Here is a 14,236-nt window from a genome sequence, read left to right as displayed (position 1 = left end):
GCCGCCAGGACCACCGCTAGGGTGTCATCTTGCTGAGTCATATCTCGGCACAAATTAGTGACAGGGGGACTAGATGAAGAAGTCTGGTATCGGTGCGCGCGCACGCGTGACACTGATCGCACTGGTCATTGCAAGCGGGACGATCATCGCCGGAGCAAACCCGGCGGCCGCTGGGACGTGTGGACAATCGTTCAACCCGTCGGTCAGCGGCGGAAAGGCCAGCTGGACCCTCACCTGCTCGGGTGGCAAGGTCACCATGTCCGGATGGGTCGAGGACACCGACGCAGACGGTAAGTGCGCACGCGTCAAGGGCGTCTTCAACAACAACATCACCTACCAGACCGCTGGCGCTTGTCCGAAGGGCACCCGCGTCAGCTTCAGCTGGACGGCCCCGGGAACGATCGCCAACGGCTATCTGACGGTGACCTGAGGCAGGTGGGCCGCGGGGTCCGTCTCCCGCGGCCCACTGCCCTCACGATCCATCGGCAGCTTCCTCGAGACGTATCGCCTCGGCCACGAACGCATGCACCGAGTCCGCGTCGACACCAAGGTCCCGCGCCCGTCGGGCCAGCACCGCGGCAGCCTCGCGCACGGGGCCAAGGTCATGCGTCGGAGGTGAGCCCACGACCTGCGTACCACCCCGACGTGACGTCACCACGTAGCCCCCTGCCTGGAGCTCCTGGTACGCACGAGCAACCGTGTTGACCGCGACGCCAAGGTCGGACGCGAGAGCGCGAACGCTCGGGAGTCGCTCCCCTCCCCGAAGCACCCCGATCTGCACCAGGCCCGCGACCTGGCCTCGGATCTGCTCGTACACGGGCACAGGGCTGTCGACGTCGACGGTGATGCTGGGCACCACGTCACTCGCCCTTCTGACCGGGCCGACCACGTGGCAAGGACACCGGCAGCACGCTCATCAGCACCGCCGCACCGGCGAGCAGGACGAACCCCGCCGAGAGCCAGAGGCCGGCGAGTCTCAGAAGACCGTCTGGGTACGACTCCGCGACGGCGACGGCTCCCAGGAAGCCGGGCACCGCTGCCGTGACAAGAACCGACGCTGAGAGCGCGCGGACCGCGCGACGTGCGGTGAGCCGGCGAAGCCGCAGGTCTGTCTCTGCGTCGCCGATCGACGGCCGCTTCTCGACGAGCCGCAGGACAGCCCACAACATCGCAACCAGCAGCCCAGCCCCGAAGACCAGCGTCACGCCGTAGCGGGGGCCAGGGAAGACGCCCACGGTGACGTCGCTCACGAGAACCGGGTACGCGCCCGGGTCACCGTGCGCGAGGGTCTCACCATCGGATCCCGAGAGTGCCGCACCGACCGCTACCACCACCACGAGCAGAAGAAGGCCGACCACCCCGAGCCGCAAGACCCACCCGTCGGCGAGCGCGAGCCCTCGACGTCGGACCAACGACGCACTTCGGACGCGGCCGAGCCTGCGGCGTAGACCCAGCTCCCCCGCCATGATGACCGCCGTGTGGGCGACACCGAACGCTGCGGGCGCCAGGACCTCGTCGAGACCAGGCAGGTCCACGAGCCAGTCGGGTACCAACCAGCCTCGAAAGGTCGCCGCGGCGGCCGCCGCACCGGCGACCCACGCAACGACGGCCGTGACGGCGAGCCAGGCTCGCACACGACGTTCGGACGGCGACACGTCGCCCACGCCCCTCGTCACGCTCTCGTCACTCCGCACGCGCGGCCTCGCCATCGGTGACACGGCCGACGAACGGCAAGGCGCCAGAGGTCATGACCAGGCAGATGCCGACGCCGAGCGCAGCGGGGAGCAACACACTCGACCAATGAGACGTGGGGTTGCTTCCTGCAGCGGCGGCAGCCCACGAGCCTATGAGGCCACCGAGCACCGACGCGAGCGCCACCAGCACGATCAGCGGAGTCAAGACCTCGAGCAGGACCACCTTGCGAAGCACTGCGACAGAGGCACCCGCGGCACGGAGCATCGCGAACGGGCGGCGGCGCTCGACGAGTCCGATCATGGCGGCGACGACGAGACTGAACGAGGCGATCACGACGATGCCGACCACGGCGAGGACGACGATCCGGTACAGCCGTCGCACATCCTGGCTGTACCCGTCGAACACCGTCTGTCTCGTTGCGACGCTCGCTCCGGGGACCTCACCGACGACGACGGTCCGCGCCTGTTCCAGCGCGACCGGGTCGTCGTACCGGAAGACGACGAGCGTCGGCCGGAGCTCGTGGAGCTCCTCACTGATCAACGACGAGTCGACGACGAGGTCCGGCATGTCGGGCCCGCCAAGGTCAGGCATGACCGCCACCCGCGAGACGGGGAGATGCAGCGTGTTGACCGCGTCAGCAGCTGGCGCAAGCAGTGAGGACACCTCGGCGTCCCAGACGCTGTCGAGCGTGATGCCCTCCCCCTGGGCACCCAGCCCGTCAGTCAGGTCGGCCACATCGCCTGTCGCGAGCAGCGGGCCCTCTGCGCAGGGCAGACCGTCGAGCCGGGCAGCCTCGCGCAGCCCGGCGCAGTCGGCCATCCACACGCGGACGGCCCCCGCGCTCGTCTGGAGGGCTCCCTCGTACACGGCGGTCGGAGCCCGGAGGCCGGGCGTGCTGCTCAGCCGATCGACCACGCGTGCCGTCGCGGCGGGCGCGGCGTAGAAGACCGACGCACGTGCCGTCGCGGAGCGTTGACCGCTTCCGTCAGTGCTGGTCAACGTCTCTGCCGCCGCTGGAGTCGTGATGACGAACAACGACGAGACGAGCACGGCCAGGACCACGCTCGCGACGGCGCGGTGGGCGACGCGAGGGGAGTCTGCGAGGCGGCGTCCCGCGAGGAGCGCGGCGACGCGCCCCGAACGCGACATGACGTCGCCCACCACCTGGGTGATCCACGGACCCGCCAGCAGGAGCCCGATCATGAGCAGGGCGAAGGCGACCGCGGTCGCGCGGTCGGCCCCTCCTCCCAGCACGTCTCCGGCTGACGCGCCCGCGACGAGCAGGTAGGCGGCCGGGAGAGCGACGAGCAACGCGGCTGCGCGCCACGACCGCACGCGGCTCGCCCGCGCACCACGCGCGGTCGACATCGGCTCGTCCTGGACGCGTGAGAGCGTCAGGAGCGTCGCGACGACAGTCGCGATCGGCACGCCCACGACGACCGCGACGAACCCCCACGGCGCCGGCGTGAGGTCCGACGGGAACCACCGCCCTGCGTCGTAGCTGACGTGCGCGGCCGCCGGGCGCAGCGCGAGCATCAGGGCACAGCCGAGCAGGGCTCCGACCGTCGACGGGACCACGGACTCGACGGCGGCGAGCTGCGCCACCTGCGCCCGTGTGGCACCGACCAGCCTGAGCGCGGCGAGGCGCTTCTCGCGGCTCCTCACCGTCAGCCGGGTGCCGATCGTCACGAGGAGCATGACGGGTGCGATCGCCCCGACCGCCGCGACGAGGAGGAGCACACCCAGTACGCCGCTGAGCTCCGGGACAGTTCCCGCCTCGGCGAACCGTGTCACCGGAAGGCCAGCGAGCGCAGCGTCCGCAGCCGCGACCCCCCGGACCGCGACGAGGGCGTCCGGACCCTCGAGGGCGACGTCGGCAATGTCGCCGACGTCCGCCCCGTATCGATCGCGTGCCGGAGGGTTGCTCGCGACGAGTTCACGAAGTGCTGGCGACATCACGACCTCGCCCACGCCCGGGAGCGCAGCGATCCCTGGTGGCACGGGGGCACTGGGGCCCGTACCAGCCACGTCGACGACAAGGACGGCCTCCGCGCCGATGTGGTCGGTGCTTGTCGCGATGTAGGTCACGGATCCGTCCGCCGCATGCCCCACTGATGCGGGGTTCGTGAGATACGGACTGCTGATCCAGGCGACGCGGTCGGCCCGCGCCTGCATCGCGGGACCGATGCTCAGGATCAGGAGCAGCAGCAGCGCACCGATGGCGGTGGCGACGGTGGTGACGGCCGTAGGCAGCGATGTGCGCAAGCCTCCGATGACGCCCATCCGAAGACCGAGCCGGATCACGGCGCGACTCCCGCTCGGGAGTCGCGCGAGATCACATCGTCCGAGGGCATCGTCACGCCGTCCCGGACAACGACCTCGCGATCGGCACGAGCGGCGACCGCAGCATCATGCGTGACGATCATGACTGCGACCGAGCGCTCGTGCGCAGCGTCGACGAGCGCTTCGAGCACGCGAGACCCCGAGGTCGAGTCGAGCGAACCGGTCGGCTCGTCGGCGAAGACCACCATCGGCTCGATCACCATCGCACGCGCGACAGCCACGCGCTGGGCCTGCCCCCCGGAGACCTCCCCGGGCCGGCGCCGGCTGAGCTCATCGACGCCGAAGACCGTGAGCCACTCTGCTGCGGCGGCCATCGCCTTCCGCCGCCGGACACCGTTCAGCAGGAGCGGCAGCGCCACGTTCTCGCGAACGGTGAGCTCGGGGACGAGCTGGCCGAACTGGAAGACGAAGCCGAATGCCGTACGCCTCAGGCGTGCGCGCGCCGCATCCGGCAGGTCAGTCACCGACTGGCCATCGAGCCACACCGCTCCCGAGTCAGGCAACGTGATGCCTGCGGCGCACTGAAGCAGCGTCGACTTGCCGGAGCCGCTCGGGCCTGTGACTGCGACGACCTCACCGCGCCGGATCTCGAGCTCCCCCGCAGCGAGCGCGACCGCGCTCCCGTAGGACTTCCGAAGACCTCGTGCCACGAGGACGGGGGCGGCGTGCACCACGTCTCCCAGTTCCCTGGTCGTCACTTCGCGCCTCGCGTGCGACATCGCGCCCCCTGCTGTGCCAGTGTATTAAGACAGCGCTACATTGGCACGGGCCTATGCCGCACCGCAAGGTCAGCACGCGGGGCCGCAACCCACCCCCGCGTCACGCCAAGTCCATGAGGGAGGCCCCCTGCAACCGGTGGCCCCCCACCCTGGCCAACGCGGTCCGCGACGCCCTCGGCGCTCACCCCTCCGAGGCCCCCTGACCCGCGACTGCGTCTAGCGCCCCACTCGCTGACGGGGACGCCCTGAGCCATATCTGATTCAATCGCAACCTTATGGCGAATGCATCAGATATGATGCACCCATGCAGCAGGCGCCGAATGAATCAGATGTGATTCGCCCGAAGTGGTACCGCGCCAGGTCCATGCGGTCCCTCGGCGTCGCGGTCCGTGACGCCCGGGAGACCCGCGGCCTGACGCAGGACGAGCTCGCGGACCTGATCTCGTCCTCGCGACCCACCCTGTCCCGTCTCGAGCGCGGCGCCTCCGTCTCGGCCGAGACCGTGCTCGAGGCACTGGCCCGCTGCGGCTACGAGATGGTCGTCGTCCCGCGCGGCTCCCAGGTCACCGTGTCATGACCGACCGTCTGGTGGTGTGGCTCCACGGCTCGCGTCTCGCCGAGGTCCACCGCCTGCGCAACGGGCGCCTGCGCCTGCGGTTCGACCCCGACGCCGTCCACCGCTACGGCTTCGGCACGTGCCCCCTGTCCCTCTCCCTCCCCGTCACCGACCGCCGGATCCAAGGGCCGGCCCTGGACCGGTTCCTCGACAACCTGCTGCCCGAGAGCAGCGTGCGGTCGGCGCTGGAGCGCGAGAACGGCGTGAGCCCGGGCGACGCGTTCGCCCTCCTGAGGATCCTCGGCCGCGAGTGCGCCGGGGCCGTCCAGCTGACACCCGACGACACCCCGGTCGGCACCGGTCGGCTGGTCCCGATGTCGGACGACGAGGTCGCCACGCTGGTGTCCCGTCTTCCCACCCTCGACCCGCCCGACGGCGAGGTCGTCAGCGCCTCGCTCGGCGGCGTGCAGGCCAAGGTGCTGCTCACCCGGACCGACGACGGCTGGGCGTGGCCGGCCGACGGAGCGATGTCGACGCACATCGTGAAGCCCGAGCCCGTGGCGGACGTGGCCGTCCCCGACCTCGTCCGCTGGGAGGAGTGGACCCTGCGGCTCGCCCGGACGGCCGGCCTGCCCGCGGCGACGGCGGAGCTGGTCGACTTCGACGGCCGCACCGCCGTCGTCGTCGAGCGCTTCGACCGCCAGGACGGCCGACGCCTGCACCAGGAGGACATGGCCCAGGCCCTGGGTGTCGCCGCACGCGACAAGTACGAGCCCTCGACCGGACGGCCGTCGCGGCTGGAGCAGCTCGTCGCCGTCGCGCGCCCGCAGGCGCTGGACCCCGACAGGTTCGTCGCGGACCTGCTCGCCCAGCTGACGTTCAACCTCGTCGTCGGCAACGGCGACGCGCATGCCAAGAACTACTCGCTCACCCTCGGCGAGCGGCCGGCGTGCGACATGGCCCCGCTGTACGACGTCGCACCGATCTTCCTCCTCAACCCGACCTACCAGCACTTCGGGCTCGCGCTCGACGGCCAGACCCGGCTACGCCACCTGACCGGTTCGCACCTCGTCCGCGAGGCGCAGCGCTGGGGGGCTCGACCGACTGACGTGCGGCAGGTCGTCGAGCACGTCGCCACCGCGATCCGCGAGGCCCTGCCGGACTGCGCGGGCGACGGCATCGACACCTCGGCGGTCGCAGCACAGATTGACGACCGTGCAGCCCGGGTGCTGCACGACGCGACCACCGCCACGACGATCTGAAGCCGTCGTCGACGGCTCCGGTCGGCGACCTCGACCCCACGCGCTACGAGTCGTCGCCGTCCTCGCGGTACCCGTGCTTCGTGAGCGCCGCGAGAACGTCAGCCTGCCACGCGTCCTCGTCCGCGACGCTCCAGCCATGACCCCGGCCGCACCGCTAGTGCTGCGGCTCTTCCGGCTCGAAGCAGCCCAGGAGCACCAGGTCGCCGGCGGCGCCGGCAGCACGCGCGGCCTCGACCGGCAGTCCGAACAGCACCGGCACGCCTCGCTCGCCGCAGCGTGGACATCCGCGCACAGCCACGACCGTAGAGGATGCGGCGCGCCCCACGTCCTGACGCAGCCGCGAGCCGCCGCGGCCACGCCTCACCTGTTCAGCGGTCCCAGAAGTACGCGTGCGCCACGAGCTCGGCGTGGGTGGCGTGGCACCGGCGGTACGTCCGGTCGAACTCCCGGTCGGCGGCCGCGGAGTCGGTCTCGCCCGTGTAGTCCACCTCGATGGTGAAGCCCGTGCCGGGTCCGTCGACCCCGGCGGGGCCCGGCTCGTACCCGGCGCCCTGCAGGCAGGCGCGCTCGGCCTCCCAGGCGGCCTCCATCTCCCCGAGCGTCACGACGCCGTCGGCCAGCGCCCGCCGCTGGGGCTCCGGTGCGGTGCCGACGTCCTCGGCGGTGAAGAGCGCCTCGGTCTGCTGGGGGCGCATGAGGATCGCCGGGACGGTGAGGTAGAGCACCGCGAGCGCGAGCAGCACGCCGGCGACGACGGTCAGGGGGCGGGGGCGGCGCTTCATCGGTGTTCTCCTCGGGTGTGCGACGGCTCGGCGGGGCGCGGCGGGTCGCTGAGCCGCAGGAGGCGGCGGAGCAGGTCGACCTCCGCGGCCAGGGCGCGCTCCCCCTGCGGGGTGATCCGCGCCCAGGTCCGCGCCCGCCGGCCGTCGGACCCCTTGCGCAGCTCGACGTGCCCGGCGTCGACGAGCACCTCGAGGTGCCGGCCGAGGTTGCCGTCGGTGAGCCCGAGGGCCCGCTTGAGCCGCGTGAAGTCGGCCTCCTCGTGCTCGACGAGGACGGCCAGTATCCCCAGGCGGGCGCGCTGGTGGACGGTCTCGTCGAGGTCGGCGAGGGGGTGGCGGTCGGCGTCGCTCACGCCGCCGGGGCGCCGACCAGCACCCGACGTTCGACGACGTAGGCGCGGACGGCGCAGGCGGCGAGAACCGCGGTGAGCAGGCCGAGGACGACCGTCCCGGGAGCAGGCCCGAGGAACGCCACATGGTTGTCGATCGTGTAGAGCGCCACGAGGGGGCACAGCACGACGAGCGCTGCGCCAGGGGCCCACAGCAGCGGGCTCCTGCGGCGCAGCCCGATCGCGACGAGGCCGATCCCGAGGAACGTCCCGACCCCCGCCATGGTGACCCCGATGAAGGAGAGCGGGAAGAACAGGGCGAGGGCGAGTGCGATTACCGCCGCGGCACCGAACCCGTCGCGTCCGCCGCCCATGCCCGTGGCGCGCTCCCGCCCGCGCACGACGATCCAGAGCAGCCCGTAGACGATCGCGGGGAGCGCGATGCTCCACCACCGGAAGCCCGGGTCGCCCAGCGCGCGGTCGACCGTGAGGGCGGCGAGCGCGGCGGCGTGCACGGTCAGCACGAGCGAGTCGGTGTGCCGCGCGGCGCGCTCGCGGCGGCGCACGTCGTCGACGAAGTCGGGGAGGCTGCTCACGCGAGTCACTCTGCACCGCAGAGCAAGTGCGGTCAAGGCCGCTCCGGGCGACCCCCGGGCGCGCGAGCCGGGCGCACCGGCGCCCGAGTGCGACGGTCAGGCCGCGAACCGCGCAGCGCGCTCGGACCGGCGGGCCTGGGTCGAGGCCCACGACGCGCACGCACCGAGCCCGACGCTGGTGGCCGCCGACAGGACGACGGGGACCCACACCTCGAACGCGCTCCACCCCACGACGAGGAGGACCAGCCAGACGAGCAGGTGCAGGGCGACGACCCCCGCGCCCGCGCCCCAGAGCAGGCGGCTGCGCCGGTGGAGCCCGAGCGCGACGATTCCGAGGCCCAGCAGCCCGGACATGCCGAACGCTCCGAGCGGGAGCGCCAGCGCAGGCTGCAGCGGCACCAGCACGAGGCCCACGACGGCCGCCACGCCGAGGCCCGCACCGCCTCCGCTCGTCCGCCTGGACCTCTCCCCCGCCCGGACGGCCCACCACGCCGCGCCGTAGACGAACGCCGGCATCACGCCCGCGAGCGCGAACCCGAGGACCGCCAGGCCGATCGCCCGCTGGGGTTCCGCCCCCGCGTTCGACGCCATGACGGCCGCCCAGGCGGCCAGCACGGCGACACCCACGGCGTGGGAACGGAGCAGCACGCCCTCCGCGCGACGCACCGCGATCTCACGTCGGCGCAGGTCAGGACCGACATCAGGCAGGGTGTCCACGCCCTCACCCTGGCGGGGCGCCCGCCCAGCGTCAAGGCTGGCGAGCACTGGCGTCAGCAGATGCTTCGCGCGGCTCGATCGTCACTCGCAGGGTCGAGCCGCATGTCGCGGCACCGCGTGTAGTTGAGCCCAGCCCTGCGACGATGGCCGCATGGCCGGGTTCGTCAGGTTCCAGAGCGCGCTCCGCAGCCCCTCCGGACGTTTCCCTGGGGTGTTCGGCCTCGCCAACGGGCTGGCGCGCGAGGCCGCCCTGTCGGTTGACGACGCGGCGTGGTGGCGCACCGCCAACGACCGGATGACCGCCGCCTACGTCGATCCGTCCACCGTGGACCCGCTCTGCTACGACCCCGACCTCCACCCCGGTGCGCGCGCGTGGTTCAAGGACGACGCCCACGCGCTCATCGCCATGACGCGCGAGTACCTGGCACTGCTCGACCGGTACGGCGTCGCGTGGGTGGAGCTGCGCACGGCAGACCCCGGCGAGGTCGTCTACGAGGACGACGTCCAGGCCGTCGCCGTGCCCCGGACGGTGACGGCGAGCGCACAGCCCGGCCCCGAGGGCTGGACGCCCTGACCGCGGCGGCACGCCGGCGCTCGCCGGGCGACGTCGTCGAGGGCGGTCACGGGCCGAGCAGCGCGAGCGGGACCACCGCGATGCCGTCCGGGCGGCGGTACGCCTCGCGGCCGGTCGTGACGAGGAGCATGTCGGTGAGCGCGTCGCCGAGCTGGTCCTTGAGCCAGAGCAGGTGGCGGACGTCGCGGGCCGTGGGTGCGCTGGCGAGCTTGACCTCGACGGCGACGAGGCGGCGACCGCGCCCCTCGACGAGGAAGTCGACCTCGTGCTCGCCGCCGCGGGTGCGCAGGTGCGACACGCGCGCGTCGGCGGCCTGGGCGAAGACGCGCAGGCTGAGCGCGACGAGCGACTCGAACAGCCCGCCGAGCAGCGTGCCGTCACGCTGGACGGCCACCTGCCCGTCGTCCCCGCGGATCAGCGCCTCGGCGTCCATGTCGAGCAGCACGGCGGCCAGGGCCGGGTCGGCGAGGAAGTGCTTGGGGCTGGAGACGAGGCGGGAGAGGCCGGCCCCGGAGGGCGCGTCCCAGGCCGGGACCGGGTCGTACACCCAGATGCGCTCCAGGGTGTCGCGGTAGGGCTGCGTCGTCGCGCGCGACGGCGGGTCGGTGTGACCGGCGGACGCGGCGTCACGGATGGTCTCGTACGAGGCCGACGTCCCCGACGCGGCGGCGAGCGCACGCATCCACCGACGCAGGCCGGCCGGGTTGCGGACCTCGCGGCCCGCCTCGGGGAAGTCGCGGTCGACGATCCTGTCGACGTAGCCCTCGAGCAGCGCGCGCCGCGGCCGGGGGCTCACGTGCTGCATGCCGGGGAAGCCTCCCCCGATGAGGGCGTCGACATAGTGCTCCAGCACGCGGGAGGTCGCGCCCTCGATCCGGGCCCGTCCCGCCAGCAGGCCCGCGAGCGAGACCGACGGAGTCTCCCACCCACGCTCGGGGAGCGTGAGGGGACGCATCCGCAGGGTCACGATGCGCCCCGCCCCGGAGTGCGTCTGCGGCGTCTCCGGCGACGCACTCCCTGTGAGGAGAAACGCCCCGGCGTCGGCGCCGTCGTCGACGGCGCGACGGACGACGTCCCACGTGACCGGCAGCCGCTGCCACTCGTCGACGAGCACGGGCGGCTCGGCCCGGCTCAGCCGGGCCGGGTCGGCCTCGACGACACCCCTGTCGGCCTCGTCGTCCAGTCGCAGCACGGTCCGGGCCCGGCGGGACGCCGTCGCGGTCTTGCCGACGCCCTTCGGGCCGTCGATGGCGACGGCAGGCAGCTCGGCGAGGTACTCGTCGAGCTGGGCGTCGACGACCCGCGACCGGTAGGACGTCTGCGCAGGTGACATGGCTCAACGATACAGTTTGCCGGGCCCCTAGGCTACAGTTTGCCGAGGCTCTAGGCTACAGTTTGCCGGGCTCCTGGGCTACAGTTTGTCGGGCTCAGCGGGCGATGTCGCGGCGACGGAAGCCGAGGAAGCCCACCGCGAGCAGGGCCGCGATCACGAGCGCGAGCCACGCCAGGCCGGTCCAGTCGGGCGTCGCCGCGAGGACCGCGGGCACGTGCCAGAACGGGCTGATGCCGAGGACCCAGTCGTCGAGGCCGAACGTCGGGCCCAGCAGGGTCAGGACGAACGAGACGAGGACCCCGGCCCACGCGGCGACGGCGTGCGCGGGGCGGGCGCCGACCACGGCGACGGCGAGCGCGACGACGGTCCACACGGCCGGGACGGTCGCGAGGGCCTGGACGAGCACGTCGGCGAACGTGACGCCGATGCCGGCCCGCGACGCGAGCAGCGCGACGAGGGTGCCCGCCACGGTGACGTGGACGGCGGTCGAGGCCAGCGCGAGCAGGACGTGGCTCGCGTAGTAGCGGGTGCGCGGCACGGCACCGGCCAGGACGGGCTCGACGCGGTCGGCGAGCTCCTCGGCGCGGACCTTGAGCACCACCTGCACGCCGGCGACCGAGGCGATGATGCCGATGAGGCTGAGGACGGTCCGGACGAAGGCGCCGACCAGCTCGTCGGGCGTCACCGCACCCGCCGCGAGGATCTGCTGCACGCCGGACGCCCCGGCGAGGAGGTCGTCGACGGAGCTGACGAAGGAGCCGAAGACGAGGCCGAGGCCGACGAACGCGACCGCCCACGTGACGACCGGGCCGCGGTTGAGGCGGAGCGCGAGCCCCGCGGTGCTGCGGATGGTGCCGCGGGCGGGGCCCGGCCGCGGGGCGAGCACGCCCTGGCCGTAGTCGCGGCGCCCCTGCAGGACGAACGCCAGAGCGACCACGGCCACGGTGAACGCCAGGGCGAGGAGCAGCGGTGCCCAGCGGTCGCCGCTCGCCGGTCGGGTCTCGAGCATCCAGCCGAGCGGGTTCGCCCACGACGTCCACGCCGGCGCGTCGGTCGAGGCGAGGAACCCACGCAGGACGAACAGGACGCCGAGCGTGCCGACGGCGAGCGAGCTCGCGGTGCGGGCGTCCGAGCCGATCTGCGCGGTGACGGCCGCGACGGCCGCGAACATCGCCCCGGTGGCGGTGAACGTCGCGCCGAGCAGCAGCGAGCTGGCCCATCCCCCGCCGCACAGGACGGTCACCAGGCCCGCCACCACGCCCGCGGCGACGGCCCCGACGAGCGCGACCGTGACGCCGACCATGAGGCGGGCCGACCGTCCCATGACCCCCGAGGCCAGCAGCTCGGCCTGCCCGGAGTCCTCCTGGGCACGGGTCGCGCGGACGACCGCGAAGACCGAGCCGAGCGCCACCAGGAACCCGCCGAGGGCGAGGCTGCGCCAGGCGGCGAACCCGTCGACGGTGCTCAGGTCGTGCGCGGGCCCGAAGATCAGCCCGAGCGCCGGGTTGGCGCCGATCGTGACAGCAAGACCTTCGCGGTCCGCCGGCGTGGGGAACACCCACGGGTAGACGAGCACCGAGCTCGCCGCCAGGCCCGTGGCGATCGCGACCCACGGGGCGAGCAGCCGACCGTCGTGCCGCAACGACGCACGCAGCAGGGTCCGCGTCCCGGCGAGCGGGCGGCTCACCGCGCGTCCTCGGCGTCCCGGTCGTCGTACAGGCGCAGGAACAGGCTCTCCAGCGACGGCGGCGACACCGTCAGGGACGTCAACCCCCAGGGCGTGAGGGCGGCCATCGCGTCCCCGACCCGCTGCGGGTCCACGCCGGCCGTGAGGGTCAGGCCGTCGAGGTGTACGTCGTCGAACGCCGTGAGCGCGTCGGCGTCGGGGGCCCGCTCGACGGTGGCGCGGACCGCGCTGCGGGCCTGCCCGCGCAGGTCCGCGAGGGTCCCCGACCGCACGACGCGGCCCTCGCGGATGATGCTCAGCCGGTCGGCGAGGGTCTCGACCTCGGCCAGGATGTGGCTCGACAGCAGCACGGTGGTGCCGCGCTCGCGCGCCTCGCGGACGACCTCCTGGAACACGTTCTCCATGAGGGGGTCGAGCCCGGACGTCGGCTCGTCGAGCACGAGCAGCTCGACGTCCGAGGCGAGCGCGGCGACGAGGGCGACCTTCTGCCGGTTGCCCTTGGAGTACTGGCGGCCGCGCTTGGTGGGGTCGAGCTCGAACCGCTCGACGAGCTCGGCACGGCGCCGCTCGTCGAGCCCGCCGCGCAGCGCGCCGAGCAGGTCGACGGCCTCGCCGCCGGTCATGCCGGGCCACAGCGCGACGTCGCCCGGCACGTACGCGAGGCGACGGTGGAGGTCGACGACGTCGGCCCAGGGGTCGGCGCCGAGGACGCGGACCCGGCCGCCGTCGGCCCGCAGCAGGCCGAGCAGGACCCGGATGGTCGTGGACTTCCCGGCGCCGTTGGGCCCCAGGAACCCGTGCACCTGGCCGCGCTCGACCCGCAGGTCGAGCCCCTGCAGCGCGGGGAACGCGCCGAAGGACTTGGTCAGCCCGTCGATCTCGACGGCGGCGTCGGAGGTGCTCATGGGCGTCTTCTCCCGTCGGCGGGGCGCCCGGCTCCCGGGCCCACGCCCAGTGAACTCCTCAGGTGATGAATTCCGCAAGGGTGGAACTCTTCAGCAGATGAATTCTCTGCGTGCGGAGTAGCCTCGCGGCATGACGAGCACGGCACGCCGGCGGCCGACGGGGCGCCGCGCCGGCGACAGCGGCACCCGCGACGCGATCCTCGACGCCGCGCTGCGCCTGTTCGCCGCGCAGGGGTTCGAGGCCACGTCGCTGCGGGCGATCGCCGCGGAGGCCGGTGTCGACGCGGCCCTGATCCGCCACTTCTTCGGCGACAAGGAGTCGCTCTTCGCGACCGTCGTCACCGACCGCACGGAGTACCCCGCGCACCTGGCCACCGCCACCGTCGCCGACCGCTCGACGGCCGGCCGCGCGTTCACCGAGACCTACCTGGGCCTGTGGGAGGACCCCGCCACCCGGCCCGTGCTGCTCGCGCTGGTCCGCTCGGCGACGACGTCCCCCCGTGCGGCGGGCATGCTGCGGGAGTTCCTCGGCCGGCTCCTGCCGAGCCTGCTCGGGCCCGGCGACGAGCACGTCGAGCGGGTGGTGCTGGCCGGCTCGCACCTGCTCGGGGTCGCCGTCGCCCGCCACGTCGTCGCCGTGCCGCCGCTGGCCGCGCTCCCCCTCGACGTCCTCGTCGACGAGATGGCACCGACGATCCAGCGCTACCTCGACGGCACCCACCGCTGAGGCGACCCTCG

General features: G+C 73.1%; 16 protein-coding genes. 5 read left to right on the top strand and 11 right to left on the bottom strand.

What is annotated here, in order from left to right:
- Positions 1–73 precede the first annotated feature (73 nt).
- The gene (locus FBY24_RS11495; protein WP_222117242.1) at positions 74–430 is read left to right on the top strand and encodes a hypothetical protein; all 357 of its coding nucleotides are present in this window, start codon (positions 74–76) and stop codon (positions 428–430) included.
- Between the two features lie 42 nt (positions 431–472).
- Here the strand turns inward: FBY24_RS11495 and FBY24_RS11490 are convergent, their stop codons facing one another.
- The 4 genes from FBY24_RS11490 to FBY24_RS11475 are packed head-to-tail and all read right to left on the bottom strand — an operon-like array spanning position 473 to position 4,757.
- On the bottom strand, positions 473–856 hold the full coding sequence (locus FBY24_RS11490; RefSeq protein WP_142160715.1) for a GntR family transcriptional regulator: 384 nt from the start codon (positions 854–856) through the stop codon (positions 473–475).
- A gap of 4 nt (positions 857–860) precedes the next feature.
- A complete protein-coding gene (locus FBY24_RS11485; protein WP_142160713.1) occupies positions 861–1,664 on the bottom strand; it encodes a hypothetical protein in 804 nt (267 codons plus the stop codon).
- A gap of 19 nt (positions 1,665–1,683) precedes the next feature.
- A complete protein-coding gene (locus FBY24_RS11480; RefSeq protein WP_142160711.1) occupies positions 1,684–3,999 on the bottom strand; it encodes an ABC transporter permease in 2,316 nt (771 codons plus the stop codon).
- The gene (locus tag FBY24_RS11475; RefSeq protein ID WP_174243488.1) at positions 3,996–4,757 is read right to left on the bottom strand and encodes an ABC transporter ATP-binding protein; all 762 of its coding nucleotides are present in this window, start codon (positions 4,755–4,757) and stop codon (positions 3,996–3,998) included. Before FBY24_RS11475 ends, FBY24_RS11480 begins: the two co-directional genes overlap by 4 nt.
- Before the next feature lie 304 nt (positions 4,758–5,061).
- Here FBY24_RS11475 and FBY24_RS11470 point away from each other — a divergent pair, with 304 nt between their 5' ends.
- Positions 5,062–5,334 (top strand): helix-turn-helix domain-containing protein, encoded by a 273-nt coding sequence (locus tag FBY24_RS11470; RefSeq protein WP_222117240.1) that lies wholly within the window; start codon positions 5,062–5,064, stop codon positions 5,332–5,334.
- Positions 5,331–6,575: a HipA domain-containing protein gene (locus FBY24_RS11465; RefSeq protein WP_142160709.1), complete on the top strand. Its 1,245-nt coding sequence runs from the start codon at positions 5,331–5,333 to the stop codon at positions 6,573–6,575. The genes FBY24_RS11470 and FBY24_RS11465 overlap by 4 nt, the downstream gene beginning before the upstream one ends.
- Positions 6,576–6,943: 368 nt before the next feature.
- On the opposite strand, the gene FBY24_RS11460 is transcribed toward FBY24_RS11465, so the two are convergent.
- From FBY24_RS11460 to FBY24_RS11445, 4 genes are all read right to left on the bottom strand, one after another.
- On the bottom strand, positions 6,944–7,357 hold the full coding sequence (locus FBY24_RS11460) for a hypothetical protein (protein WP_142160707.1): 414 nt from the start codon (positions 7,355–7,357) through the stop codon (positions 6,944–6,946).
- Complete coding sequence (locus FBY24_RS11455) at positions 7,354–7,710, bottom strand: transcriptional regulator (protein WP_142160705.1); 357 nt, start codon at positions 7,708–7,710, stop codon at positions 7,354–7,356. The genes FBY24_RS11460 and FBY24_RS11455 overlap by 4 nt, the downstream gene beginning before the upstream one ends.
- Positions 7,707–8,282 carry a hypothetical protein gene (locus FBY24_RS11450; protein WP_142160703.1) on the bottom strand — a complete coding sequence of 192 codons (576 nt, stop codon included), beginning with the start codon at positions 8,280–8,282 and terminating at the stop codon, positions 7,707–7,709. Before FBY24_RS11450 ends, FBY24_RS11455 begins: the two co-directional genes overlap by 4 nt.
- Before the next feature lie 96 nt (positions 8,283–8,378).
- Positions 8,379–8,999, bottom strand: a complete 621-nt coding sequence (locus FBY24_RS11445; protein WP_142160701.1) for a hypothetical protein — start codon at positions 8,997–8,999, stop codon at positions 8,379–8,381.
- 151 nt (positions 9,000–9,150) lie between these two features.
- Between FBY24_RS11445 and FBY24_RS11440 the strand changes: the two genes are divergently transcribed.
- Entirely contained in the window at positions 9,151–9,573 is a 423-nt protein-coding gene (locus tag FBY24_RS11440; protein WP_142160699.1) for a hypothetical protein, read from the top strand.
- Between the two features lie 46 nt (positions 9,574–9,619).
- On the opposite strand, the gene FBY24_RS11435 is transcribed toward FBY24_RS11440, so the two are convergent.
- The 3 genes from FBY24_RS11435 to FBY24_RS11425 all read right to left on the bottom strand — a co-directional run bounded on the left by FBY24_RS11435 (position 9,620) and on the right by FBY24_RS11425 (position 13,498).
- A complete protein-coding gene (locus FBY24_RS11435; RefSeq protein ID WP_142160697.1) occupies positions 9,620–10,906 on the bottom strand; it encodes an ATP-binding protein in 1,287 nt (428 codons plus the stop codon).
- A 94-nt stretch (positions 10,907–11,000) separates the two neighbouring features.
- Complete coding sequence (locus FBY24_RS11430; protein WP_142160695.1) at positions 11,001–12,593, bottom strand: ABC transporter permease; 1,593 nt, start codon at positions 12,591–12,593, stop codon at positions 11,001–11,003.
- Entirely contained in the window at positions 12,590–13,498 is a 909-nt protein-coding gene (locus FBY24_RS11425; RefSeq protein ID WP_142160693.1) for an ABC transporter ATP-binding protein, read from the bottom strand. The genes FBY24_RS11430 and FBY24_RS11425 overlap by 4 nt, the downstream gene beginning before the upstream one ends.
- A 130-nt stretch (positions 13,499–13,628) precedes the next feature.
- On the opposite strand from FBY24_RS11425, the gene FBY24_RS11420 reads away from it, so the two are divergent.
- Complete coding sequence (locus FBY24_RS11420; RefSeq protein WP_140457437.1) at positions 13,629–14,225, top strand: TetR/AcrR family transcriptional regulator; 597 nt, start codon at positions 13,629–13,631, stop codon at positions 14,223–14,225.
- Positions 14,226–14,236 lie beyond the last annotated feature (11 nt).

The sequence above is a fragment of the Cellulomonas sp. SLBN-39 genome, assembly GCF_006715865.1.
Lineage (GTDB): Bacteria > Actinomycetota > Actinomycetes > Actinomycetales > Cellulomonadaceae > Cellulomonas.
This window is presented reverse-complemented; position numbering and strand designations above follow the sequence as displayed.